This is a genomic window from Streptococcus oralis, assembly GCF_003943415.1.
GTDB classification, from domain to species: domain Bacteria; phylum Bacillota; class Bacilli; order Lactobacillales; family Streptococcaceae; genus Streptococcus; species Streptococcus oralis_BJ.
Genome location: NZ_RJPK01000003.1, coordinates 1 through 24384, shown reverse-complemented (window position 1 = coordinate 24384; position 24384 = coordinate 1). Strand labels below are relative to the sequence as shown.

General features: G+C 44.4%; 19 protein-coding genes. 3 read left to right on the top strand and 16 right to left on the bottom strand.

What is annotated here, in order from left to right; all coding sequences use genetic code 11:
* Positions 1–42 precede the first annotated feature (42 nt).
* Complete coding sequence (locus D8801_RS04755; RefSeq protein WP_125848233.1) at positions 43–3036, bottom strand: type I restriction endonuclease subunit R; 2994 nt, start codon at positions 3034–3036, stop codon at positions 43–45.
* Between the two features lie 112 nt (positions 3037–3148).
* On the opposite strand from D8801_RS04755, the gene D8801_RS04750 reads away from it, so the two are divergent.
* Positions 3149–3766, top strand: coding sequence for a TVP38/TMEM64 family protein (locus D8801_RS04750; protein WP_065371614.1), 618 nt, complete (start codon positions 3149–3151; stop codon positions 3764–3766).
* A gap of 41 nt (positions 3767–3807) precedes the next feature.
* Here the strand turns inward: D8801_RS04750 and scrK are convergent, their stop codons facing one another.
* Complete coding sequence (gene scrK, locus D8801_RS04745) at positions 3808–4695, bottom strand: fructokinase ScrK (protein WP_125848231.1); 888 nt, start codon at positions 4693–4695, stop codon at positions 3808–3810.
* Between the two features lie 158 nt (positions 4696–4853).
* Positions 4854–6740 (bottom strand): sucrose-specific PTS transporter subunit IIBC, encoded by a 1887-nt coding sequence (locus D8801_RS04740; RefSeq protein WP_125848229.1) that lies wholly within the window; start codon positions 6738–6740, stop codon positions 4854–4856.
* Between the two features lie 378 nt (positions 6741–7118).
* On the opposite strand from D8801_RS04740, the gene D8801_RS04730 reads away from it, so the two are divergent.
* Both D8801_RS04730 and D8801_RS04725 read left to right on the top strand, forming a co-directional pair.
* Positions 7119–8573, top strand: coding sequence for a sucrose-6-phosphate hydrolase (locus tag D8801_RS04730; protein WP_125848225.1), 1455 nt, complete (start codon positions 7119–7121; stop codon positions 8571–8573).
* Positions 8554–9519 carry a LacI family DNA-binding transcriptional regulator gene (locus D8801_RS04725; protein ID WP_125394755.1) on the top strand — a complete coding sequence of 322 codons (966 nt, stop codon included), beginning with the start codon at positions 8554–8556 and terminating at the stop codon, positions 9517–9519. The genes D8801_RS04730 and D8801_RS04725 overlap by 20 nt, the downstream gene beginning before the upstream one ends.
* 34 nt (positions 9520–9553) lie before the next feature.
* Here D8801_RS04725 and D8801_RS04720 read toward each other — a convergent pair whose 3' ends face one another.
* From D8801_RS04720 to D8801_RS04660, 13 genes are all read right to left on the bottom strand, one after another.
* Entirely contained in the window at positions 9554–10828 is a 1275-nt protein-coding gene (locus D8801_RS04720) for a hydroxymethylglutaryl-CoA reductase, degradative (RefSeq protein WP_125848223.1), read from the bottom strand.
* On the bottom strand, positions 10828–12000 hold the full coding sequence (locus D8801_RS04715) for a hydroxymethylglutaryl-CoA synthase (protein ID WP_125848221.1): 1173 nt from the start codon (positions 11998–12000) through the stop codon (positions 10828–10830). The genes D8801_RS04720 and D8801_RS04715 overlap by 1 nt, the downstream gene beginning before the upstream one ends.
* Before the next feature lie 118 nt (positions 12001–12118).
* Entirely contained in the window at positions 12119–12574 is a 456-nt protein-coding gene (locus D8801_RS04710; protein WP_084973173.1) for a threonine/serine exporter family protein, read from the bottom strand.
* Position 12575: 1 nt separating this feature from the next.
* The gene (locus D8801_RS04705; RefSeq protein WP_125848219.1) at positions 12576–13334 is read right to left on the bottom strand and encodes a threonine/serine exporter family protein; all 759 of its coding nucleotides are present in this window, start codon (positions 13332–13334) and stop codon (positions 12576–12578) included.
* Positions 13335–13421: 87 nt separating this feature from the next.
* The gene (gene pknB, locus D8801_RS04700; protein WP_125848217.1) at positions 13422–15305 is read right to left on the bottom strand and encodes a Stk1 family PASTA domain-containing Ser/Thr kinase; all 1884 of its coding nucleotides are present in this window, start codon (positions 15303–15305) and stop codon (positions 13422–13424) included.
* The gene (locus D8801_RS04695) at positions 15302–16042 is read right to left on the bottom strand and encodes a Stp1/IreP family PP2C-type Ser/Thr phosphatase (protein ID WP_000401538.1); all 741 of its coding nucleotides are present in this window, start codon (positions 16040–16042) and stop codon (positions 15302–15304) included. The genes pknB and D8801_RS04695 overlap by 4 nt, the downstream gene beginning before the upstream one ends.
* Positions 16043–16057: 15 nt before the next feature.
* Positions 16058–17371, bottom strand: coding sequence for a 16S rRNA (cytosine(967)-C(5))-methyltransferase RsmB (gene rsmB / locus D8801_RS04690; protein WP_185756631.1), 1314 nt, complete (start codon positions 17369–17371; stop codon positions 16058–16060).
* Positions 17364–18299, bottom strand: coding sequence for a methionyl-tRNA formyltransferase (gene fmt / locus D8801_RS04685; RefSeq protein WP_125848215.1), 936 nt, complete (start codon positions 18297–18299; stop codon positions 17364–17366). Before fmt ends, rsmB begins: the two co-directional genes overlap by 8 nt.
* Before the next feature lie 12 nt (positions 18300–18311).
* The gene (locus tag D8801_RS04680; protein WP_125848213.1) at positions 18312–20708 is read right to left on the bottom strand and encodes a primosomal protein N'; all 2397 of its coding nucleotides are present in this window, start codon (positions 20706–20708) and stop codon (positions 18312–18314) included.
* A gap of 65 nt (positions 20709–20773) precedes the next feature.
* Positions 20774–21088, bottom strand: a complete 315-nt coding sequence (gene rpoZ / locus D8801_RS04675; protein WP_002874282.1) for a DNA-directed RNA polymerase subunit omega — start codon at positions 21086–21088, stop codon at positions 20774–20776.
* A 24-nt stretch (positions 21089–21112) separates the two neighbouring features.
* Positions 21113–21739 carry a guanylate kinase gene (gmk, locus tag D8801_RS04670; protein WP_000775041.1) on the bottom strand — a complete coding sequence of 209 codons (627 nt, stop codon included), beginning with the start codon at positions 21737–21739 and terminating at the stop codon, positions 21113–21115.
* Positions 21740–21873: 134 nt separating this feature from the next.
* The gene (locus D8801_RS04665) at positions 21874–23487 is read right to left on the bottom strand and encodes a ribonuclease Y (protein ID WP_125848211.1); all 1614 of its coding nucleotides are present in this window, start codon (positions 23485–23487) and stop codon (positions 21874–21876) included.
* Between the two features lie 710 nt (positions 23488–24197).
* On the bottom strand, positions 24198–24384 hold a 187-nt coding region (locus D8801_RS04660; protein WP_125844451.1), incomplete at its 5' end, for an LPXTG cell wall anchor domain-containing protein.

Below are 24384 nucleotides of genomic sequence, written 5' to 3'. Positions count from 1 at the left end.
ATATAAACTTTAGGAAATTCATATCTTCGAAACTTCGAAGGACTATCTCCCCACTCTGAGTGGTTCAATGACTTCTTCGACAAGTTGCTTACAAGCCTCCTTGATTTGTTTTTTATAGAGGAGGGGATTGAGGGCATCTGCCACTTCTATCTTATAGTCCTGATAGCGCTGGCTCTTGGTCAGCTGGCTCTCTCCCAGTTGTTTCTTGGCTCCCTTGCGGTAGTGCTCGACATAGTAACGGAGTTCATCCTCTCCGACATACCAACGTTTGCTAAAGACTTGGAGGTGTTGCTGGATAACCGCCTCGATCATCTGATCCAAGATATTGGCAATGGACTGACCACGATAGCTTTCTGGATTTTCTTGGACTTCTCTCCATAGTTCAGTAATGATCTGGGCAAGATTTGGATTGGTCTTCTCAAGGCTCTGAATATAGCTATCCACTGCTTCTCTATCTTGAGAGCTTAGGTTATTTTCTTGACTCTGACCTTGCTCGATCAAGCTTTGGATTAAGGTTAAGATATAGGCATAGTTAATCTCATCCACTTGGATAGACTCTAGTTCATAGTGAATATCAAGGGGCTCCCCATCCTCACCACCATCATCTCTTCGGCTTTTTAATTCTGCAAGGATATTTTGATAAAAGCCTAGATAGGTTTCCAATTCTTCTGCACTGAGTCCTGTCTGGGCGTAGATTTCTTCCTCATCATACTCTTTATAAACTCGAATAGAGGCTAGATATTTATCAAAGACTTGATAGGCCTTAGCGAGCTTTCTCAACTCAGGTGTAGAGATCTGCTCGATTTGAAGCCCTTCCTCCGGATCATCGGTGATGAGATTTTGGAAATCACTGCAACTCCGCAAAAAGTTTCTCTTTTCCTCTTCCCAGCTCGGCGCTAGGACCTCATTTTCTCCACCATTTGAGTAGAGTTTGAGAGCATTATCCACTGCTTCCTTAAAGGCTAGAGGCTTTTGGAAGGTGATGATATGGCCATAGGTCTTACTGTTATCAAAGATCCGATTGGTTCGGCTAAAGGCCTGAATCAAATCCTGCGGCTGCACGGGCTTTCTGTCGATAAAGAGAGTTGATAGACAAGGCGCATCAAATCCCGTTAAGAGACGATTGACAACGATAACCAAGTCCAACTGTTCATTGCGGTAGAGATATTTGTCCTGTTTTCGAGCCAGACGGTTATTGACATCTGTATTAAAACCACGAAGATCCGCCATGGTAAAGTGAGTATCAAACTCTTGGTTGTAGTCCTCTAAGACCTGCCTCATGTGGTCTTGGTTGACTCTTGAGTCTTCTTCATTCTCCGTAACGGAGTAGGTGATGGTCGCCTTTGGAAAGTCAGGAAGGACCTGCTTGACCCTCTCAGACACCTTGACCCGTGTCTGACCAGCCTTGACTTGTTTGAGTAGGTCATAGTAGGCTTGGGCTTGAGGGATTGACTTGACGGTTAGGATGGCATTGTAGGTCTTACCTACTCCCTTTTGGAAGCCTAGCTGTTGCCGGGATTTATTGATAATGGCATCCAAGACTTCCAGCATATGCTCCTCATCCTCGTAGACAGTATCTGGTATGTCATTTTCAGATTTATCCGTGATGAGGGTATTGCGATAATCCACCTTAAAGCCTAAGACAGCTCCGTCATGGATGGCTTCCTTGACTGTATACTCATGGAGACGGTCACCGTACTGTTGCTGGGTGGTTTGGGCTAGATCGCCGACCTGTTGGCGTTTATTTTCCTTAAAGATGGGTGTCCCTGTAAATCCATACCAGAGGGACTGTGGGAAAAAGGCTTTAATGTCTTTTTGTGTTTGTGGCGTAACGGCACGGTGGCATTCATCCACGACAAAGGCCACTCGGAGTCCCTTGATTTTATCCGCATCTTTTTGGTAAAGACCTTGGTCAAACTTGCGCATCATGGTGGTGATTTTCTGGATTGTTGTCACCACGACACGCTTATCATTACTTCCTAAGCGCTTGACCAAATCATGGGTATTATCCGTCTCATCAATATCAATGACATCATTGGTCGCATAGGAGAGAAATGATGAAGTGGTCTGTTGGTCCAAGTCCCTGCGGTCAACGACAAAAATCGTCTTTTGGATGGATGGAATCTGGAGGAGGTTCCGAGCCACCTTATAAGAAGTCAGGGTCTTCCCTGAACCTGTTGTATGCCAAACATATCCTGATGCTTGCTGGCGAGAAGCTTCTTGCACCGCTTCGATGGCATGGATTTGATAGGGGCGCAAGAGGATGAGAGCTTTCTTGCTATCATCAATGACCGAGTATTGCATGACCATCTGATGAGCACGAGGGATGGAAAGGACTTCGTGAGCAAAGCTAGTCAAATTTGTCACAGGATGATTGTCCTTATCTACCCACTTGGTTAGAAATTGCTTGTTTAGTTTATTTTCCCTAGCTGCAGCAATATAGCGTGTATCTACCTTATTGGTCACAACAAACATCTGTAAGCTAGAGTAGATACCACGGAATTTCCCTTCACAGTCATATTTTTTAATTTGGTGAAAGGCATCGATAAATGCTGCTTGGGAACTCTTAAGCTCGATTTGAATCATGGGCAGGCCATTGATTAAGAGGGTCACATCCAGTCTGCGGTCTTGATCCAGAGGATTTACTTTGTCTCTCTCGACTTGATTGACAACTTCATAGCTAGACTTACCAGCAGCGATATTATCTCGCCAGATGACGGATAATCGGATGGTTCCTAGGCTGGCATCCTCTCTTTGAACCTCGACTTTGGCAATTCCGTTTTCACCGACCAACCACTTGGCAGCATCGTAGTAGCTGATAAAGTTGAGTTGGTTTTTTATCTGGCGTTTTTCCTGCTCTGTCAAAGGATAGTCTGCTAGCAGGGCAACGTTGTTTTGGGCTAGTTTCTCAAAGAAGTTCTCCCATAGTTGTTCTTCTGTTTTTAGGTCTTCTCGATAAGTCCATTGACTTTCCCCAGTTACCAGTTGGGTGATCAGTTGTTTTTCTATCTCCAGTTCTGGTTTTACTTGCATCATTCTCTCCTTTAACGATGTTCTACTTTCTTTATTATAACATGTTTATCTTTAATTCCCCCTTCTTTTATCAAAATATGGTATAGTAGAATCATACTATCTATAAGGAGTTTCTATGTCACAGCATAAGCAAATGAAAGCTGTTTCTCCCCTTCTGCAGCAAGTCATCAATATCTCATCTATCGTCGGGGGAGTCGGCACCTTGATTTTCTGTATTTGGGCCTATCAGGCGGGTGTTTTACAGTCCAAGGAAACCCTATCGGCCTTTATACAGCAAGCTGGGGTATGGGGACCACCACTCTTTATCTTTTTACAGATACTACAAACCGTTGTTCCAATCATTCCGGGAGCTTTGACCTCAGTGGCTGGGGTCTTTATTTACGGGCATATCATCGGAACCATCTATAACTATATCGGCATCGTGATTGGCTGTGCCATTATCTTTTATCTCGTGCGTCTCTATGGAGCTGCCTTTGTCCAGTCCGTCGTCAGCAAGCGCACCTATGATAAATACATCGGCTGGCTAGATAAAGGCAATCGTTTCGAGCGTTTCTTTATCTTTATGATGATCTGGCCTGTTAGCCCAGCTGACTTTCTCTGCATGCTGGCAGCTTTGACCAAGATGACCTTCAAGCGCTATATGATTATCATCGTTTTGACCAAGCCCTTTACACTAGTAGTCTATACTTATGGTTTGACCTATATTATTGATTTCTTCTGGCAAATGTTTTGAGAATAGAAAAATCCGTTTGGTTGCCCAAACGGATGCTTTTTTTATTTTGAAACTTCTTTTGCAAGGACAAAGTTCCCAAGTGTAGCTGAACCATTGCCTGCGACTGCTGGCGTCACGATGTAGTCACGCACGTCTGGTACTGGTAGATAACCATTTAGAAGAGCAGTGAATTTCTCACGTACACGATCCAGCATGTGTTGTTGGGCCATGACTCCACCACCAAAGACGATTACGTCTGGGCGGAAAGTCACAGTAGCATTGACCGCAGCCTGAGCGATATAGTAGGCTTGGACGTCCCAGACAGAGTTGTTGAGTTCAATGTTTTCACCACGAATACCTGTACGAGCTTCGAGACTTGGTCCAGCCGCAAAGCCTTCCAAACAGCCTTTGTGGAATGGACAAACACCGTTGAATTCTTTTTCAATATCCATTGGATGTTTGGCCACATAGTAGTGACCCATCTCAGGGTGACCGACACCTCCGATAAACTCACCGCGTTGGATAACACCTGCACCAATCCCTGTACCGATCGTGTAGTAGACCAAGTTTTCGATACGACCGCCAGCATTGTTACGAGCAACTACTTCACCGTAGGCAGAGCTGTTTACGTCTGTGGTGAAATACATGGGCACATTTAGGGCACGACGAAGGGCACCAAGTAGGTCTACATTTGCCCAGTGAGGTTTTGGAGTCGTTGTGATAAAGCCATAGGTTTTTGAATTTTTGTCGATATCGATAGGGCCAAACGATCCGACAGCAAGACCTGCAAGATTATCGAATTTTGAAAAGAACTCGATGGTTTTATCGAGGGTCTCGATAGGAGTTGTTGTAGGAAATTGTGTTTTTTCTACAATGTTAAAATTTTCATCTCCGACAGCACAGACAAACTTTGTACCGCCTGCTTCTAAGCTTCCGTATAATTTTGTCATGATAAACCTCTTGTTTTTATTTTCTTTATTATAGCATACTTCAAAAAGTTACTTTTCTCTATATTTTAGTTTTTCCTCTGTAAATCTTACCATCCAAGTAAAAACGAACAAACATGATATTTGTTCGTTTTGTTTTTAAATCTGATTTTCGAAGAGGACTAGGCTTTCACTTCGATGATAGCGTCACCCTTGACAACAGAGCCACTTGCGACTGGTGTCACAGAAGCGTAGTCTGCTGTATTAGTCACGATAACCATTGTTGTGTCGTCAAGACCTGCAGCAGCGATTTTGCTTGAGTCAAAAGTTCCGAGAACGTCACCAGCTTTGACCTTGTCGCCTTGAGCAACCTTTTGTTCAAAGCCTTCACCGTTCATAGATACAGTATCGATACCAACGTGAATCAAGATTTCAGCTCCGTTAGTTGTCTTCAAACCGTAAGCATGTCCTGTAGCAAAGGCGATCGATACTTCTGCATCAGCTGGTGCGTAAACCACACCTTGGCTTGGTTTTACAGCGATCCCTTGTCCCATTGCACCACTTGAAAAGACTGGGTCATTGACATTCTCAAGAGCAACCACGTCCCCAACGATCGGAGTTTGGATTGTTTCGTTTTGAGGAGCTGCTGGAATGTTTCCAGTTGTTTCTTCTTGGACCAAACGTTCTGTCGCAACTTCAGTAGCAACTTCTTCTTCGTCCTCGTAACCAAACATGTAAGTAAGGGCAAAACCAAGAACGAATGATACAGCTACCATAAGAAGGTATTGAATCAATTGACCGTTACCAACGTAAAGCATTGTACCAGGGATGATGGTGATACCATTACCAGTACCAGCAAGTCCAAGGATAGAAGCCAATCCACCACCGATAGCACCAGCGATCAATGAAAGGAAGAATGGTTTACGGAAGCGCAAGTTTACCCCGAAGATAGCAGGCTCTGTAATACCAAGGAAGGCAGAAAGAGCAGCTGGGAAAGCAAGTGTTTTCAGTTTAGGATTTTTAGTTTTAACACCAACGGCAACAGTTGCAGCCCCTTGAGCTGTCATCGCTGCAGTAATGATGGCGTTGAATGGGTTCACATGGTCAGCAGCAAGCAATTGCACTTCAAGCAAGTTGAAGATGTGGTGTACACCTGATACGACGATCAATTGGTGAACCCCACCGATGACCAAACCACCAAGACCAAATGGCAAGCCAAGAATCGCTTTTGTTCCGAAAAGGATATAGTTTTCAACCACGTGGAAGACTGGTCCGATTACAAAGAGTCCAAGGATAGACATGACCAAAAGTGTCACGAATGGTGTCACCAAGAGGTCCAAGACATCTGGAACCACTTTGCGGAGAGCTTTTTCAAACTTGGCTCCGACCACCCCGATAATGAAGGCTGGAAGAACGGAACCTTGCAAACCAACAACAGGAATGAAGCCAAAGAAGTTCATAGCTGTTACTTCACCACCTGATGCTACTGCCCAAGCGTTTGGAAGTGAACCAGAAACCAGCATCATACCAAGGACGATACCAACAGCTGGATTTCCACCAAATACGCGGAAGGTTGACCATACAACCAAACCTGGCAAGATGATGAAGGCTGTATCTGTGAGGATTTGGCTGTAAATGGTAACATCTTCTGGAAGTGTCATTCCAAGAGCATTCAAGAGACCACGAACACCCATGAAGAGACCAGTTGCTACGATAACTGGGATGATTGGCACGAAAACGTCACCGAAAGTACGGATAGCACGTTGGAACCAATTTCCTTGTTTAGCAGCTTCTGCTTTCATGTCTTCTTTAGAAGATGTTGGCAAACCAAGCGCAACGACTTCGTCGTACATCTTGTTTACTGTACCAGTACCAAAGATAATTTGGTATTGACCTGAGTTAAAGAAAGCTCCTTGAACTTTATCCAAGTTCTCAATCACTTCCTTATTGATTTTCCCTTCATCTTTGACCATGACACGTAGACGAGTCGCACAGTGGGCTACACTGTTGACATTTTCACGTCCGCCAAGGGCTTCGATGACCTTTTTTGCAATATCCTGATTGTTCATTTGCAAAAATCTCCTTATAAAATTTTGTTCTTGTTTGAAAGCGATTTTATTCGCCCTACGACTATTATTTTATCACGTTTCTAAAATATGTCAAGCGTTTTGCAGAAAATTTTATTTCCTTTCTTTTTTCTCTGATTATTTCTGCGCGTTTTTGAGGGATATTCTCTTTTTCCTCAAAAAAATATCTTTAAACTTGAGGGTTCAAGGCTTTTATTTACATTTTCTTTCATTTTTTCGTGAAAATTTGCCAGATTCCCTTTACTTGATTTATGGCAATCGTTTGATATATTTTTCTTTTTTTTAACATAAAAGACTTGCTTTTTTTGCCGAAAACGTTTACTATTAATAATAGAATAGAACTTATGGAGGAAAGATAAAATGGAATGGACAACCGAGCGCCGTTATAGACGCTATGAAGACTGGTCTAATGATGAAATCAAGCAAATCAAGGAAAAGATGGCACAATCTCCTTGGCATACTCGTTACCATGTCGAGTCTAAAATGGGGCTTCTCAATGATCCAAATGGCTTTTCTTATTTTGATGGCAAATGGATTCTCTTTTACCAGAACTTCCCCTTTGGTGCAGCCCATGGGTTGAAGTCTTGGGTGCAGCTTGAAAGTGATGATTTAGTGCACTTTACAGAAACTGGAGTCAAAGTTTTGCCTGATACAAAACTCGATAGCCACGGGGCCTACTCTGGATCAGCTATGCAGTTTGGCGATCAGTTGTTCCTATTCTATACAGGAAATGTCCGTGATGAAAACTGGATCCGTCACCCTTACCAGATCGGTGCTCTTTTGGACAAGGATGGTAAGATTACAAAGATTGACAAGATCTTGATTGACCAGCCAGCAGACTCTACTGACCACTTCCGCGATCCGCAAATTTTTAACTTTAAAGGTCAATATTATGCTATCGTCGGCGGACAGGACTTGGAGAAAAAAGGCTTTGTCCGTCTCTACAAGGCTGTGGACAATGATTATACAAACTGGCAAGCAGTTGGCGAACTTGACTTCGCTAATGACCGCACTGCCTACATGATGGAGTGCCCAAATCTGGTCTTTGTAGGGGAGCAACCTGTCCTTCTCTACTGTCCACAAGGATTGGATAAGGGTGTTCTAGACTATGATAATATCTATCCAAACATGTACAAAATCGGTGCTTCCTTTGATCCTGAAAATGCCAAAATGGTAGATGTCTCTCCATTACAAAATCTAGACTATGGTTTTGAAGCCTATGCAACTCAAGCCTTCAACGCTCCAGATGGACGTGCACTAGCAGTAAGTTGGCTTGGGTTACCAGATGTTTCTTACCCATCTGACCGTTTTGACCACCAAGGAACCTTCTCATTGGTCAAAGAACTCACTATCAAAGATGGCAAACTCTACCAATATCCTGTCTCAGCCGTCAAAGAACTTCGTTCTTCTGAAGAGGTCTTCTCAAATCGTACTCAAACCAAAAACACCTATGAACTGGAGCTCAACTTGGAGGCCAATAGCCAAAGCGAGATTGTCTTACTAGCTGATAAAGAAAGCAAGGGGCTTTCCATCAACTTTGACCTTGTCAATGGACAGGTGACAGTGGATCGTAGTCAGGCTGGTGAACAGTACGCCCAAGAATTTGGTACGACTCGTTCTTGCCCAATCGACAAGCAAGCTACTACTGCCACTATCTTCATCGACAAGTCAGTCTTTGAAATTTTCATCAACAAAGGAGAAAAAGTATTTTCTGGTCGTGTCTTCCCACATGCGAACCAAAATGGTATCCTCATCAAGTCTGGAAACCCAACTGGAACTTACTATGAATTAGATTATGGTCGCAAAACTAACTGATGTCGCAAAACTTGCAGGCGTCAGCCCCACTACCGTCTCTCGAGTTATCAATAAAAAGGGTTATCTATCTGAGAAAACCATTCAAAAGGTTAATGAAGCCATGCGAGAATTGGGCTATAAACCCAACAACCTGGCTCGTAGTCTCCAAGGAAAATCTGCCAAGTTGATTGGACTTATTTTTCCAAACATCAGTCATGTCTTTTATGCGGAGTTGATTGACAAGTTGGAACACCAACTCTTCAAAAATGGCTACAAGACCATCATCTGTAACAGCGAACATGACTCTGAAAAAGAACGGGAGTACATTGAAATGCTGGAGGCCAATCAGGTCGATGGTATCATTTCTGGAAGTCACAACTTGGGAATCGAAGACTACAATCGTGTGACGGCACCGATCATTTCCTTTGACCGAAACTTGTCTCCAGACATCCCTGTCGTCTCCTCTGATAACTACGGTGGCGGGGTCCTCGCAGCCCAAACCTTGGTCAAAACAGGCGCTCAGTCTATCATCATGATTACAGGAAATGATAACTCGAACTCTCCGACTGGACTGCGCCATGCTGGATTTGCCTCTGTTCTCCCGAAAGCACCTATTATCAATGTTTCGAGCGACTTTTCTCCCGTCCGAAAAGAAATGGAAATCAAGAATATCTTGACCCATCAGAAGCCAGATGCGATTTTTGCTTCGGATGATTTGACAGCTATCCTAGTGATCAAAATCGCTCAGGAACTAGGTATCTCTGTTCCTGATGAGCTCAGGGTCATCGGCTATGATGGGACTTATTTTATCGAGAACTACTATCCTCATTTGACAACGATTAAGCAACCTATGAAAGAGATTGCCCAACTCACTGTCGATCTCCTCTTACAGAAGATTGAAGGCAAGGAAGTTGCGACAACTGGTTACTTCTTACCAGTCACCCTATTACCCGGAAAAAGTATTTAAACACAAAAAAACTCAGACTGATTCGTCTGAGTTTTTATGATCTTAAGTTTTCGAGATAGCGCTGGGCTGTCTCTAAGTTAAAGGTTTTATCTGCAATAAGGCGCTCTACTAGGGGAGCAACTTCGGACTCACTAGCACCTGCTAGGAGAGCTAGGGATTTTGCCTGCAATTTCATGTGGCCTTGCTGGATGCCTGTACTCACCAAGGCTTTGAGGGCCGCAAAGTTTTGAGCAAGCCCAATGGACACGATAATCTGAGCTAATTCCTTGGCAGAAGGATTTCCCAGTAGTTCATGACTGAGGGCTACACGAGGATTAAGACCGATAGAGCCACCCTTAGTAGCTACAGGCATGGGCAGGGTCATCTGACCCACCAATTCTTCTGTGTCCTTATCTATACTCCAACGGCTGAGGCCTTGATAGTGTCCATCTCGACCGGCAAAGGCATGGGCCCCGGCTTCGATGGCACGCCAGTCATTACCAGTGGCAATCAAAATCGCATCAATACCATTAAAAATCCCTTTATTATGGGTAGCCGCTCGGTAGGGATCAACCTGCGCAAACTGGCTAGCCAAAGCTATTTTCTCCGCAATTTCTCGTCCTTGGTCCCTTTGGGGACTCAAGTAGCGAAAGGCGATACGACAGCTTGCAGTCACCAGAGAATCAGTCGCGTAGTTGGACAGGATCCCCATAAGACTCTGCCCTTGACTGAGTTCTTCTAAGACTGGTTTCAAGGCTTCCAGCATGGTGTTGAGCATATTGGCTCCCATGGCCTCCTGGGTATCAACATGGAGATAAACAACGAGAAAGTCTGTTTCACCTTTGATCTGCTCGACATGCAAATCACGCGCCCCGCCACCACGTTTGACGATAGAAGGATAGGCTTGATTGGCAAGTCCCAAGAGCTCCGCTTTCTTGCTGGCAATCTTCTCTTGCGCTATATCTGAATTAGCAACTTGATAAAGGGTTACTTGACCGATCATCTGGCGCTCATGTACTTGAGCAGTAAAGCCACCTGACCGCTTGATGATTTTGCTGGCATAGCTGGCCGCAGCAACCACTGAGGGCTCTTCTGTCACATAAGGAACTGTGTAGTTCTGACCATTCACCACAAGCTCTGGAATGATGGAATAAGGCAGAGAAAAAGTTCCCACTACATTCTCACTCAGCTGGTCTGCAACTGCCAAGCTGACTTGTTCATCCTGCTCGAGACTCGTTTGCCTTTCAGGACTAAGGAGCGCCTGAGCTTTCAACAACTCTAGGCGCTCATGGTATGTTTTTTTAGAAAATCCATTCCAACTTATCTTCATTATTTTTCAACCTTGCTATAACGGCGTTGGTGGTCGACAATTTCAACCAAGGCATAGTCTTGATGTTCATAGCCTGCAAATTGGGCTGAGCCAGACTCATCTAACTGCAAGTCTTCGAAGAAGACTTTTTCATAGTCTGCAACAGACAATGCTGTACGTTGCTTAAGTTTGCTCAAGCGATCCTTATCAAGGTAAGCCTCATAGCCTTCGACCAATTCACCACTAAAGAATTCTGAAACCGCTCCACTTCCGTAACTGTAGAGGGCAATTTTATCTCCAGCCTTCAAAGTCTCTGCATTTTCCAAAAGGGAGAGAAGGCCGAGGAAGAGGGAACCTGTGTAGATATTTCCAATCATCCGACTGTAGAGAATGGACTTATCAAAGTTTTCTTGCAAACTATCCTGTTTTTCTTTAGACAAAGTCTTATCCATCATCTTGCGCAAGCCTTTTAGGGCCAACTTAGGATAAGGCAAGTGGAAGCAGATAGCCGCAAAGTCATCCATAGTCCAATCATAGCGTTTCTTGTATTCGTTCCAAGTCGTTGTCAGGCAATCAAGATACTGTTGGGTCGAGTACATGCCATTTACATAAGGAGTGCTTGAATAGTTCGGACGCCAGAAATCCATAATGTCTCGCGTTTGGGCAACGTTATCATTGTTAAAGGCCATGATGCGCGGATTTTGGGTGATCAACATCGCCACACTTCCAGCACCCTGAGTTGGTTCACCTGGAGTTCCCACACCATACTTGGCAATATCACTGGCAATGACCAAAACCTTGGACTCTGGAGAATTTTCCACATGTAATTTAGCATAATGAAGAGCAGCTGTTGCTCCATAGCAGGCTTCTTTGATTTCAAAGCTACGGGCAAAAGGCTGAATACCTAATAGGCCATGAACAAAGACTGCCGCTGCCTTACTCTGGTCAATCCCTGACTCGGTCGCCACGATGACCATATCGATTTCTTCTTTTTCTTTATCTGAGAGAATAGAGTTGCTTGCACTAGCAGCCAAGGTAACAATGTCCTCAGTCAGTGGCGCAATACTAATTTCATTTAACAAGAGTCCCTTGCTAAATTTTTCGGGGTCAACTCCCCTTGCTTCTGCTAGGTCTTGTAATTTCAAGACATATTGACTGGTCGCAAAACCAATCTTATCAATACCGATTGTCATATTTACCTCTGTTTTTTCATTCATTGTAAAAAATCGTTTCATTCTATTTTATCACAAATAGGGGCAAAAGAGAGAAAAAAGACTTGATTCACCAAATCAAGTCTTTGCTTTGACAGCCTTAGGAGGAGATTCCTCTCTGTTTTCGGATGTAGTAATAGAGCTTTAAAATCACCGTTCCACTTGCCATTCCAATAGAAATAACAAGGGCTAACATAACTACCAAAGTCGCGCTGGCAAGGGCATGGCTGTAATCTCCTGTCACAAAGAAAGCTGTTGTTCGATAGGATAGATAACCGGGTACTAAAGGGGCAAGAATGGCCAAGACAAAGACCACCGCTGGTGTCTTATAGACAATACTTAAAATCTGGCTGATGCAAGAGCCTACCACCGCCGCGATAAAGGTCGCAACGATGACATTAGTTGGTTCTTTGAGCACGAGATAGAGGAGCCAAACGCCCATTCCCAAAACCCCACCAGGCAGAAGCATGGAGCGTTGGACATTTAGTACGATTAGAAAGGTGATAATGGCGAGCAAACTCGCCACTGCTTGGAGTAAAATACTTGTTAGAGTCATCTTATGTCATCAAAACCAGGGCGACAGAGGTGCCGGCCCCTAAAGCGAGGGTAATGAGCAGGGATTCAAACATCTTGCTCATACCAGAGTTGATATGGTTGGTCATGATATCTCGAACCGCATTGGTCAGAGCAATCCCTGGAACAAAGGGCATGACGGCCCCTGCTATGATTAGGTCTGCCGTCGAAGGAAATCCAGTATAGCGAGCCCAGAACTGGGCAATCAAGCCAAAAACAAAGGCACCTGCAAAAGCTGTTACAAAAGGAATTCGGATAAACTTCTCGACATAGAGAGAGAAAGCAAAACCAAACAAGGTCGCAACGCCTGCTCCAAAAGCATCATAGACATTGCCGCCAAACATAATCGAGAAGAAAGGAGCACTGAGGGTTGCTGCTACAGTCACTTGGAGCTTGCTATAAGGAAGAGCTTGATTTCTGATTTCCTTCAGCTTTTGAAAGGCTGTAGAAAGATCAATCTGGCCACCCACAAGTTCTCGTGATACTTGGTTGACATCACAGACTTTTTCGATGTTATAGGAGGATGACGTCACCCGTTTCATCCGAGAAATATTGGTGTTTTCAATCGAAAAGAAAATAGCTGCAGGCATGGCAAGAACATTGCAATCCATAATTCCCTGTGAATGGGCAATGCGAATCATGGTGTCCTCAACCCGATGAATCTCCGAACCACTTTTCAAGAGAATGGTTCCAGCTAGCATAATCACATCAATGACAGCATTTAACTCTTTTGATTCGTCCATTTTCTACTCCTATTTTCTGCTCCCTCTATTCTATCACAAAAGTTCATGAAAAAAAATCTTTGTCATGAAATCATGACAAAGATTGGGTTAATTTCGTTCATTACTTGACGTTCTACTGCCATCTGAAGAATCCGTTGTAGGGTTGCTACCTTGATTGTTACTCTGTGAAGGCGTCGTGTCTGTTCCTGGATTTCTGTGTTGAGACGAACTTGATGAAGAAGGAAGTGGTTTTGGTTTATAAATAGAAATCTTAACACGTGTTTTATTGAGATCTACCTTTTCTCCAGGTTTAGGGTCCTGACTAACAACTGTTCCCGCAGTAGTTCCTTCAGGAGCAGTCGATACTTCCACAACTTCGATATTAGCTTCTTTTACACCAACAATCTGAATCAAATTGTTCCTAGTGAATTCGAGACTTGAACCAATGTAACTTGGCATCGAAACGCTGGTCACCTTCTTAGCAACTGTTAAGGTAATCGTGCTGGCTTTCGTGAGATCGTAAGTACTTCCTGCAGCTGGGGTTTGCCTAATGACTGTTCCTGGATCGCTTTCGCTAGATTCCTCTTCCTCGATCTTGATAAGATTTTCTGGAACCTTTTTCTCTTTGAGCTCTGCGACAACATCCGAGGACTTACGTCCTACATAGTTACTTAGTTGGAAGGATTGCTTACCTGAAGACACGATTAGATTTACTTTGCTTCCTTCTTTTCGGCCACTTCCAGCTTCTGGATCTGTTCGAATGACTCGACCTTCAGCCACCGTCTCACTTGCCTCTGATTTTTCTTCACCTACTTCAAAATTGGCCTTTTTAAGGGCTTCTTTGGCCTCTGCTACTGTCTGTCCCGATACATTTGGAATAGCAATAGTCGCCGGAGTTCGGGAGAAGATCCAAATCAAAGAGGCTGCAACTAGCAAGGCACTGGCCAGTAAAATCATGTAGCGAGCTTTAAACTTCCGTTTTTTAGCTGTTTTTGGTACTGGTGCTTCATCTACAACCTGCTGAGTCTGCTCTTTTGATTGAGGTCGCTCTAATTGTGACTTAGCCTTCGGAATAGAGGTTAGAGTGCTTTGTGGAACTTTAGGTAAGGTCTTGGTATCAACCTTGCTTGCCTCATCAAAGACTAGCTTTGGTTCTCTTCTACGATTGTGAGACAAACAACTCGACAAGTCCACATACATTTCTGATACAGACTGGTAGCGATCTGTCAATTTCTTGGCCGTTGCCTTGATAACGACATTTTCCAAAGCTTGTGGTACTGCTGGATTCTCAGCAATAACAGATGGAAGTGGTTTTTGGAAATGCTGGAGGGCAATAGTCACTGCACTATCCCCATCATAAGGGATATGTCCAGTCAACATTTCATAGAAAATAATCCCCATAGCATAGATGTCACTCTGCACAGTTGCCTTGGAACCACGAGCCTGCTCAGGTGAGAGATAGTGGACTGAACCGAGCATGGAATTGGTCTGTGTCAGACTGGTCTCTGCAAAAGCCACGGCAATCCCAAAGTCTGTAACTTTGGCAGTTCCATCTGGTGTCAAGAGGATATTTTGAGGTTTCAAATCTCGGTGGATAATCCCTCTCGTATGTGCCAGACGCATCGCCAAGAGAATCTGTCCCATAATACGGACGGCTTCTTCATTTGAGAGAGGGGAGTGTTCTTTGATATAACGTTTGAGGTCAAGCCCTGCCACATACTCCATAGCTAGATACTGCTGACCGTCTTCCTCACCGATATCTGTTATTCGAACGATATGGGGATGATCCAGATCCGCCATGGCTCTCGCTTCACGTTGAAAACGCGCCACAGCAATCGGATCTGTCTGATAGTTAGTCCTCAGGACCTTAACCGCCACTTCTTCCCCGTCTAGGATCAAATCCTTGGCCAAGTAAACATCCGCCATGCCTCCTCGACCAATCTGTTTGACAATCCGATATCGTCCGGCAAAAATCTTGCCGATCTGGATCATTCTACTTCCTCCTCATTCATGTGAACAAGGGCAACCGTGATATTGTCTAAACCACCTGCATTGTTGGCAAAACGAATCAAAGTTGCCGCCTTGTCTGCCAAGGAAATATCACTCGTTACAATATCGTAGATATCGCTTCCTGAGATCATATTGGTCAAGCCGTCACTGTTGAGCAAGAGGTAGTCTCCTGGCTCTAGGCTAACCATGCCAAAATCTGGTTGAATTTCATCTTTTTGCCCAATGGATTGGGTAATGATATTTTTCTGCGGATGAATTTCTGCCTCCTCTGGAGTTAGCTGACCGGCCTTTAGCAGAGCATTAACCAAAGAATGATCACTTGTGAGCTGGCGATAATCTTCACCACGAATCAAACCGATACGAGAATCACCGATGTGAGCATAGATGGCCTGATTGCCAATAATGGCCACTGCTTCAAGCGTTGTACCCATCCCCTTATAGGCTTCGTCTTTCCCCATCTGATGAATTTTTTGATTTTCAAGTTCCAGATAGTGGGCAAACCATTCACGAACCTCGTTGACGGTGTCGATTTGGGTATCAACCCAAGCTACGCCTAGGTCTGTTACCGCCATCTCACTAGCGATATTTCCTGCACGGTGTCCTCCCATCCCATCAGCCAAGAGGATCATGGTGCGTCCTGCTCGGTTGACAAAGTGATTGACATAGTCTTGGTTATTTGTTCGTTTCTGACCAACATCTGTTAATAATGCTATTTCCATTGTGTCAGTTCCTTCCTAATCAGATATCTTGCGGAGTTGGCTGATAAAGAATCCATCACTTCCGTATAGTTCAGGAGTGATCAAGATACAGCCGTCCTTCAAAATATCCTTGCATTCGTGTTCTAGTTTAACCTGCTCAAACTCGGGGTGACTTTCTAAAAATGCCTCAACGACGTGAAAGTTCTCCTCTGAGACGATAGTGCAGGTACTATACGTTATTATACCACCTTTTCGTAAGGTTTGACAAACACTACCTAGTATTTCCAGCTGAATTTGCTGTAATGATGCGAAATCCGCTGTTTCTTTATTATATTTGATATCTGGTTTGCGGCGCAAAAGACCAATTCCAGAACAAGGAGCATCTACTAAAATCTTGTCAAACGAGTCCTTCCCAAAAAACTCATGCACTTTTCTAGCGTCCAATTTTTGCGTTTGCACTCGATCTGCCACACCCAGACGTTGGGCATTTTCTTGGATCAAGTCCAACTTGTGATCGTAAAGGTCTAAAGCTGTAACCTTACCGTATGTGAGGTAAGAAGCCATATGGGCTGTTTTCCCACCAGGAGCGGCACAGGCATCAAGCACTCGCTCTTCTCCTTGTAAATCAAGAGTCGGAGCAACCAATTGACTAGACTCATCTTGGATGGTAATGGCCCCTTCTGCGAACAAATCATGTCCTGCAAAGTGACCTTGCTCCTTGACCAGACCAGTGGCTGCCAAAGGGGAATCAGCCGCCTCTAACAAAGCTTTGATTTCCTCTTTTCGGCTCAAGTCGGTCACCCGAATACTGGCCTTGTTTCGCACCAAGAGACTTTCAAAGATGGCTTGCGCTCGCTCTTCACCGTATTCTTCCTTGAGCTTAGACACTAGCCAAACTGGGAGAGAATAGGCAATGGAATCACGCTTATTTTTGCGTTTGATAGTTGCAATGTCTGGCCACCCTTCTCGCAAAATACGTCGCAGGACGGCGTTGACCAATTTTTCACTGCCTTTTTTACGCGCTTTGGCTAGTTCCACCGCTTCATTGACCACTGCGTGATCGGGAATCTTATCCAGAAAACGGAGTTGGTAGGTGCTCAGAAGGAGCAGGATATAGAGCCAATTATCTAGCTTATCTCGGTCTTCGATAAAATGAGACAAATACCATTCTAAGGTGAGTTTGCGGGCTACCGTTCCGTAGACAATCTCTGTCACCAAACCCTTGTCTGCTGCTGAGAGTTGACTCCCTTTGAGGTGTTTATTTAAGGCAATATTGGAATATGCTTGATTGACAAAAACATCCTCTAACACTGCTAGAGCTAGATTTCTAGCCGTTTCTACTTTAGTCACCAAATCGTTCTCCTACAGTCAATGTTCGTCCAACTCCGTTGAGGAAGGAAGCAATGTCCATCTTAGGTTTACCAGCTGGCTGCACTTGCTTGAGAGATAAAGCTCCTTCTGCCGCTGCAACGATCAATTCTTTCTTGCCAATAGAAAGGATCTCCCCTAGATTGCCCTGACCTTCTACTGGTAGGGCTTCATAGATCTTGAAGCGGTCTCCCTTGAGAAAAGTATGGGCAACAGGCCAAGGATTCATCCCACGAATTTGGTTGAAGAGTTGACGATTGGTTTTAGTCCAATCGAGTTTCTCTTCTTCTGGCTTGATATTTGGCGAGAAAGTGACTTGACTAGGATCTTGTGGTTCAGGTTGGATTTCTCCTGCTAGGTAGTCAGGTAGCGTATCCAATAGCAAGTCACGACCAACAACCGCCAATTTCTCAAACAAGGTTCCAACGTTGTCATCATCAGTGATGGGAATACTGCGACGAGAAATCATATCTCCTGCATCCATTTCCTTAACCATTTCCATGATAGTCACACCAGCTTCCTCATCCCCTTGAATCAAGGCATAATGAATGGGGGCGCCACCACGGTGTTTGGGAAGGAGGGAGGCGTGAACGTTAACCGCAAAGTCCATGCTATCAAGGAGTTTACTTGGGAGAAATTGCCCAAAAGCAGCGGTCACAATCCCATCCGCTCCTAGATTCATAATCGCATCCATCTCTGGACTACCTGATAATTTTTCTGGTTGGCAAATAGGAAGGCCTGCTTCTTTTGCAGCCTGCTTGACTGGGGTTTCTTGGATCACTTTTTTACGGCCGACAGCGCGGTCTGGCTGGGTCACAACAGCTAGAATCTCGTAACGATCATCTGATAACAAACCCTTCAAAACTGTCGCTGAAAAATCAGGGGTTCCCATAAAGATTAGTTTTGTCATTTCTTCTCCTTCTTATAAAAATTGCTGCGGCTCATGGTCAATACTGAGACGAAGCTCGCTATTTTCCCGTTCTTGAGCCAAGGCCAAGACCTGATTGAGGGTTGGACCCAGCTCATCTTCTAAACGGTATTTAATCAAAATCTGGTAATGATAGAGGTTGTGGGTACGGGCGATGGGTTTTGGCGTCGGTCCAAGGATTTTACTAGTTTCCGATAAACCTGAGCGCAAAATCCCCATGACTTCATAGGCACGTTTGACAACATCTTCTTCTTTCTTGTGAGAGAGGGTAATCCCAATGGTGAAATAATAAGGCGGATAGCCGAGTTGGCGCCTGATATTCATTTCGTAGGCATAAAAACCTTCATAGTCCTGTTCCTTGGCAAATCGAATGGCATAGTGCTCAGGATTGTAAGACTGGATCAAGACCTGCCCAGCCTTTTCCGCACGACCTGCACGGCCAGCCACCTGGGTCAAGAGTTGGAAGGTTCTCTCTGAAGAACGGAAATCAGGCAGATTCAAGGCCGTATCTGCATTGAGCACTCCGACCAAGGTCACATTTGGAAAATCCAAGCCCTTGGCAATCATCTGAGTTCCCAGCAAGATATCTGCTTCCCCTTGACCAAACTGGTCAAGAAGAGCTTGGTGACTGCCTTTCCTACGAGTCGTATCCACATCCATCCGCAGAATGCGGGCCTTAGGAAAGAGCTCTGCTAGCTCATCATAGGCTTTCTGAGTCCCCGTCCCGTAGTAACGAATACTGCGACTCTGACAGTTGGGACAGACAGGAGGAATTCCCTTAGAAAAGCCACAGTAATGGCAATTCATGGTCTTGGTATCCATGTGCAGAGTGAGAGAAATATCACAGTTGGGACAAGTATCCACAGTCCCACACTCCCTACACATAACAAAGCTAGAATAGCCCCGACGGTTGAGCATGAGGACCACCTGCTCTTTTTTATCCAGTCGGTCTTGGATAGCTTCTAGCAAAGGAGGGGTAAAGTTTGATGTCTCATTTTGTCCGATATAGCCCCGAAAGTCAATCACTTGAACCTCTGGAATCGTAGCCAAAGGATTGGCTCGTTGGGTTAGTCGCAAGTGGTGATAGACACCTTTTCCAGCCCGCGCACGGCTTTCTAAGCTCGGTGTGGCCGAACCAAGGACCAGGGCCGCTTGATTGTACTGGGCCCGTAGAATGGCGACTTCTCTAGCGTGATAACGCGGATTGCTGTCTTGCTTGTAACTGGCTTCATGTTCTTCATCGATAATGATGACGCCCAGATTTTTCAGAGGAGCAAAGATGGCCGATCTGGCACCAACTACAACTTGAGCATCTCCACGTTCAACTTTGCGCCATTCGTCGTACTTTTCACCATTAGACAAGCCTGAGTGGAGAATCGCGACTTTCTCGCCGAAACGAGCAATAAAGCGCTCGGTCATCTGAGGTGTCAGGGATATCTCAGGTACTAGTAAAATAGCGGTCTTGCCCTTGTCCAAGGCTCCTTGGATAATCTGCAAATAAACCTCTGTTTTCCCACTTCCTGTAATCCCTTGAAGGAGGAAAGGAGGTTGCTGACTGCCAATAGCACTGATAACCGCATCGCGAGCTTGTCTTTGCTCTGGGTTCAGAGACAAAGGTGTACTTGCTTCAACGCCTTCGAAATAAGCAGCTGAACGTTGCACTTCCTTTTGAACTATGGTTAGAGCTCCTTGATCCACAAAGAAGTTAACTTGCTCCCGCGAGTAAGACTCTAACAAGCTAGCCAGAGGAGCACTTTCTGTATGAGCAAGCAAATAATCTCTTAGCTCTGCCTTTTTCTTAGCACGCGCAGAAATCTCAATCTTCTCTAGCTGAGTAGCATCAACCTCATACCAAGACTGGGTCTTGACCTTCTTTTGATCGACTGCCTGGTATTCTAAGCGGAGTAGCCCTTTCCTGGTCAAGCGCATCATTTCTGCCTGTTTGGCAAGGTCTAGAGAAGAAAAGGCTAGCGAATCTTCTGAACCAAACAGACGCTCTCGGTCTGCCTGGCTCAGACCTTCCAGAGGATAGAGAATCTTGTCATAACTGGAGTTTAAAAATCCCGGCAGCATAGCTTTTAGAATGGAGATTTTGTAAGAAAAGACAGACTTACGTAGCTCCTCAGCTAACCAAAGTTGCTCCTGAGTCAAGACTGGAGAAAAGTCCAGCACTTCTGCAATCTCTTTCAAGTCCTGATCTGCCACTTCTTCATCCGACTGGGTCTCCAAGCCTAGCACAATCCCTTGGATCAAACGATTGCCCTTGCCGAAGGGTACATGGACCCGCATACCGACTTCCAGCATGTCTACAAATTCCTCAGGGACCTTGTAGCTATAGGGCTGGTCCGTCTGCATCAGGGGAACATCCACGATAATCTTTGCGATAGCCATCTTCTCACCTCCTCCTTGTCAGTAAATTCTTGCAATAGAAAAAATAAGATTGAGTCCCCCCAACCTTAAATTTTTTCACCATCTTCTTTTTCTTTAGCAATTTGCTCTTTGATTTTCTTTTCTTCTTCTTCTTTGCGGCGTTTTTCTTCTTCGATACGGAGACGAACCGCTTCACGTTTTCCTTCTGGATCTGGGTGAATCGTAACGTTTCCTGACTCGATTTCTTCCAAAGCGCGAAGAGTTGATTTTTCAGACTTAAACTCTTGAGTAGCTGGCGCACCTGCTTCTAGTTCGTGGGCACGTTTTGCTTCCAAGATTACGAGTGAATATTTTGATGGTACCTTGTCTAGCAAGGTATCGATAGAGGGTTTTAACATCATTTGCTTGTACCTGTTTCCTATAGTTTATCGAGTAGTTGGAGATTTTGGCAACATCTCCTGGTAGTGACCAATGACACGGTCCACACGGAAGTGTTCTGCTTCGATCACACGCTTGACACGTTCAGCAGCGAGGGGCACCTGATCGTTGACAATGGCATAATCATACTCGCGCATGAGGGCAATTTCTTCCTTGGCTTTTTCGATTCGTTGGGCAATCACTTCAGCGCTATCTGTTCCACGACCTACCAAGCGGTCTTGCAATTCATCCAAGTCTGGTGGCGTTAGAAAGATAAAGACAGCATCTGGAACCTTTTTCTTAACCTGAAGGGCTCCTTGAACTTCAATCTCAAGAAAGACATCGATTCCCTTGTCCAGGGTTTCGTTGACATAGGTCAGAGGAGTTCCATAGTAGTTACCGACATATTCTGCATATTCCAACATCTGACCTTGACGTATCAGTTCTTCAAACTCTTCACGAGTACGGAAGAAATAGTCCACTCCGTCCACTTCACCAGGACGTTGCGCACGCGTCGTCATCGATACAGAGTATTGAAATTGATTCTCAGAACTCTCAAAAATCTCTCTTCTAACCGTCCCTTTCCCAACTCCTGAAGGACCAGAAAAAACGATTAGCAAGCCTCGGTCTGCCATTATGTCTCCTTTAGTTAGTCTGTGAAATAAAGTAAAATTTCTCTCGGACACTGATGATAGCATCAGTTATCCTTCTACAGTCTTTCTATCTAGTGTAACAAAAAAGCAGTAATTTTTCAACTGCTCTTTCTTATTTATTTAGCATAATCTACTGCACGAAGTTCGCGGATCACGGTTACCTTGATATTTCCTGGGTAATCGAGATTATTTTCAATTTTCTCACGAACTTTGTGAGCCAAGATTGTGACTTTGTCGTCCTTGATTTGTCCTGGATTAACCATGATGCGGATTTCACGTCCTGCTTGAAGTGCAAAGCTATTTTGCACTCCTTCAAAGCTATTAGCGATTTCTTCTAAATCATGGAGACGCTTGATATAGCTTTCAAGAGACTCGCTACGAGCACCTGGACGCGCTGCACTCAAGGCATCTGCTGCAGCAACAATCACTGCAATGACGCTTTCGGCTTCCACATCACCGTGGTGGCTAGCAATGGTATTCACCACAACTGGGTGTTCCTTGTACTTACGAGCCAACTCCGTACCAATCTCAACGTGGCTACCTTCAACCTCGCGGTCAATAGCTTTCCCAATGTCATGAAGGAATCCAGCACGACGGGCAAGAGCTGCATTCTCACCAAGTTCACTGGCGATAATACCAGACAGCTTAGCAACCTCAATCGAATGACGCAAGACATTTTGTCCATATGAAGTACGGAACTGCAAGCGTCCCATGATCTTCATCAAGTCTGGATGAAGGTTTGGCGCACCAATCTCATAGGCAGCAGCCTCACCGTATTCACGGATCTTATTGTCAATCTCTTGACGGTTTTTCTCCACCAACTCCTCGATACGAGCTGGGTGGATACGGCCATCCTTGAGCAACATTTCCATGGTCATACGAGCAATTTCACGACGAATCGGATCAAATCCTGACAAGGTTACCACTTCTGGCGTGTCGTCGATGATCACGTCGACCCCTGTCAAACTTTCAAAGGTACGAATGTTTCGACCTTCGCGTCCGATAATGCGCCCCTTCATGGTATCATCTGGTAGGTGAACTGTCGAGTTTGTTGACTCTGCTACATAGTCACCAGCGATACGCTGCATAGCCTGAACCAAGATATCTTTCGCGATCTTGTCTGAACGTTCCTTCACTTCTTGCTCAGCCTCACGAATGCGGCTAGCAATTTCCTTGGTCAAGTTTTCCTCCGTCTGAGCCAAGATAATCTCTCGAGCCTCAGTTTGGGAAAGGGAACCGATACGTTCAAGTTCAGCTTCTTTTTGTCTTTCGACTTCCTCTAATTGCTCTTCACGTGCATCAAGGTTTTTTGCTCTATCAGAAATACTTTGTTCTTTTTGTTCAAGTGTTTTTTCTTTGTTCGTCAAATTGTCGTCCTTACGGTCAAGGCTCGTAGCTCTCTCCGTCAAACGACTTTCAATTTGCTTGAGCTCCTGACGTTCTGACTTAAATTCAGCGTCCACTTCTTCACGGTATTTTCTGGCTTCCTCTTTGGCCTCCAATAGTGCTTCTTTTTTAAGAGACTTGCTTTCGCTCTTGGCTTCATTTAGCAATAAATCCGCTTCGCGCTCAGCTTGTCCTCGTAAATTAGTTGCTTCTTGTTCAGCATTTAGAAGCATCAACTCTGCAGCCTCTTGAGATGATTTCATCTTAGCTGAGATGCTGACATATCCAATGACTAAACCAATGATGACGGCAAAAACAACAATCGCAATGGTCATGATTTCCATGTTTTTACCTCATTAAATTTGTTTATCGAATGACATACATTCCTTAATATTCTATCATAAAAAACCGATTTCCACAAACCCAAATTGAAGAGTTTTGTGTGATTTTTTGAAGAAATTCCTTGGATTTCCAAGCAAGATTAAGAATCTTTAAAAATTTAAATTTCCACGAAAAACGAAGCAAAAAAGAGCAATCACCTACCAAATACTACTTCTACAAACGCCTTAGAGAAAGTTCAGGAACAAGTGAAAGCGGTTCACTGCGGACAGATTTAACAGCCAGATCCCCATCATCACACTACTTCAAAATACCAAAATTATACTGAATAAATTTCACATATTCCAACATCTCAGTCGCGCTATAATAAAGCCTTTTATCCTCAAACTTTCAGAGAAACTTTAACACCTTGTGAGATTGACAGCCAGACATTGACTTGTTCTGGTAAACTTCGCCATTAGTTGAAAGCAATCAGCAAGAATATAAGATGTCTAGTATTTGATTTTCAAAATTTCAAAAATTTAGAGTGATAATTCTCGTTACTTTGAATATTAGAAAAGAGAGAACCAATCTGATTCTCTCTCATGCTTAATTCGATCTCACCCTCCACAGTTGACAAAGAGCCAAAAACCCCAGATAGCTTTGAGCTATCCGGGGTTCTTGTTTTCATCGCTAAAATGATATCAACAATTTCATTTTAGTCGATTTTTGGGACTTAGTCTTCTAAATCCATTTCAGAAGCTGCTGATTTCTTCTTCTTGCCAAGAAGAGAGGCAGTTGCCAAGGCAGCTACTCCTAATCCAAGACCAGCAAATTGGTTACTTGCAGTTCCTGTATTTGGAAGTTTTCTACCGTTTGAACGTCCTGGTCCAGCAGGTTGTTGGGCAGGAGCTTGTGAGTGG

Bases quoted from the DNA above. Each gene is read 5' to 3' on its own strand.
- D8801_RS04725 (WP_125394755.1), top strand. From the start codon at position 8,554: ATGGTCGCAAAACTAACTGATGTCGCAAAACTTGCAGGCGTCAGCCCC.
- gmk (WP_000775041.1), bottom strand. From the start codon at position 21,739: ATGGCAGACCGAGGCTTGCTAATCGTTTTTTCTGGTCCTTCAGGAGTT.
- D8801_RS04720 (WP_125848223.1), bottom strand. From the start codon at position 10,828: ATGAAGATAAGTTGGAATGGATTTTCTAAAAAAACATACCATGAGCGC.
- D8801_RS04715 (WP_125848221.1), bottom strand. From the start codon at position 12,000: ATGACAATCGGTATTGATAAGATTGGTTTTGCGACCAGTCAATATGTC.
- D8801_RS04680 (WP_125848213.1), bottom strand. From the start codon at position 20,708: ATGGCTATCGCAAAGATTATCGTGGATGTTCCCCTGATGCAGACGGAC.
- D8801_RS04695 (WP_000401538.1), bottom strand. From the start codon at position 16,042: ATGGAAATAGCATTATTAACAGATGTTGGTCAGAAACGAACAAATAAC.
- fmt (WP_125848215.1), bottom strand. From the start codon at position 18,299: ATGACAAAACTAATCTTTATGGGAACCCCTGATTTTTCAGCGACAGTT.
- D8801_RS04710 (WP_084973173.1), bottom strand. From the start codon at position 12,574: ATGACTCTAACAAGTATTTTACTCCAAGCAGTGGCGAGTTTGCTCGCC.
- D8801_RS04740 (WP_125848229.1), bottom strand. From the start codon at position 6,740: ATGAACAATCAGGATATTGCAAAAAAGGTCATCGAAGCCCTTGGCGGA.
- D8801_RS04705 (WP_125848219.1), bottom strand. From the start codon at position 13,334: ATGGACGAATCAAAAGAGTTAAATGCTGTCATTGATGTGATTATGCTA.
- D8801_RS04755 (WP_125848233.1), bottom strand. From the start codon at position 3,036: ATGATGCAAGTAAAACCAGAACTGGAGATAGAAAAACAACTGATCACC.
- D8801_RS04750 (WP_065371614.1), top strand. From the start codon at position 3,149: ATGTCACAGCATAAGCAAATGAAAGCTGTTTCTCCCCTTCTGCAGCAA.
- D8801_RS04665 (WP_125848211.1), bottom strand. From the start codon at position 23,487: ATGGAAATCATGACCATTGCGATTGTTGTTTTTGCCGTCATCATTGGT.
- rpoZ (WP_002874282.1), bottom strand. From the start codon at position 21,088: ATGATGTTAAAACCCTCTATCGATACCTTGCTAGACAAGGTACCATCA.
- pknB (WP_125848217.1), bottom strand. From the start codon at position 15,305: ATGATCCAGATCGGCAAGATTTTTGCCGGACGATATCGGATTGTCAAA.
- scrK (WP_125848231.1), bottom strand. From the start codon at position 4,695: ATGACAAAATTATACGGAAGCTTAGAAGCAGGCGGTACAAAGTTTGTC.
- D8801_RS04730 (WP_125848225.1), top strand. From the start codon at position 7,119: ATGGAATGGACAACCGAGCGCCGTTATAGACGCTATGAAGACTGGTCT.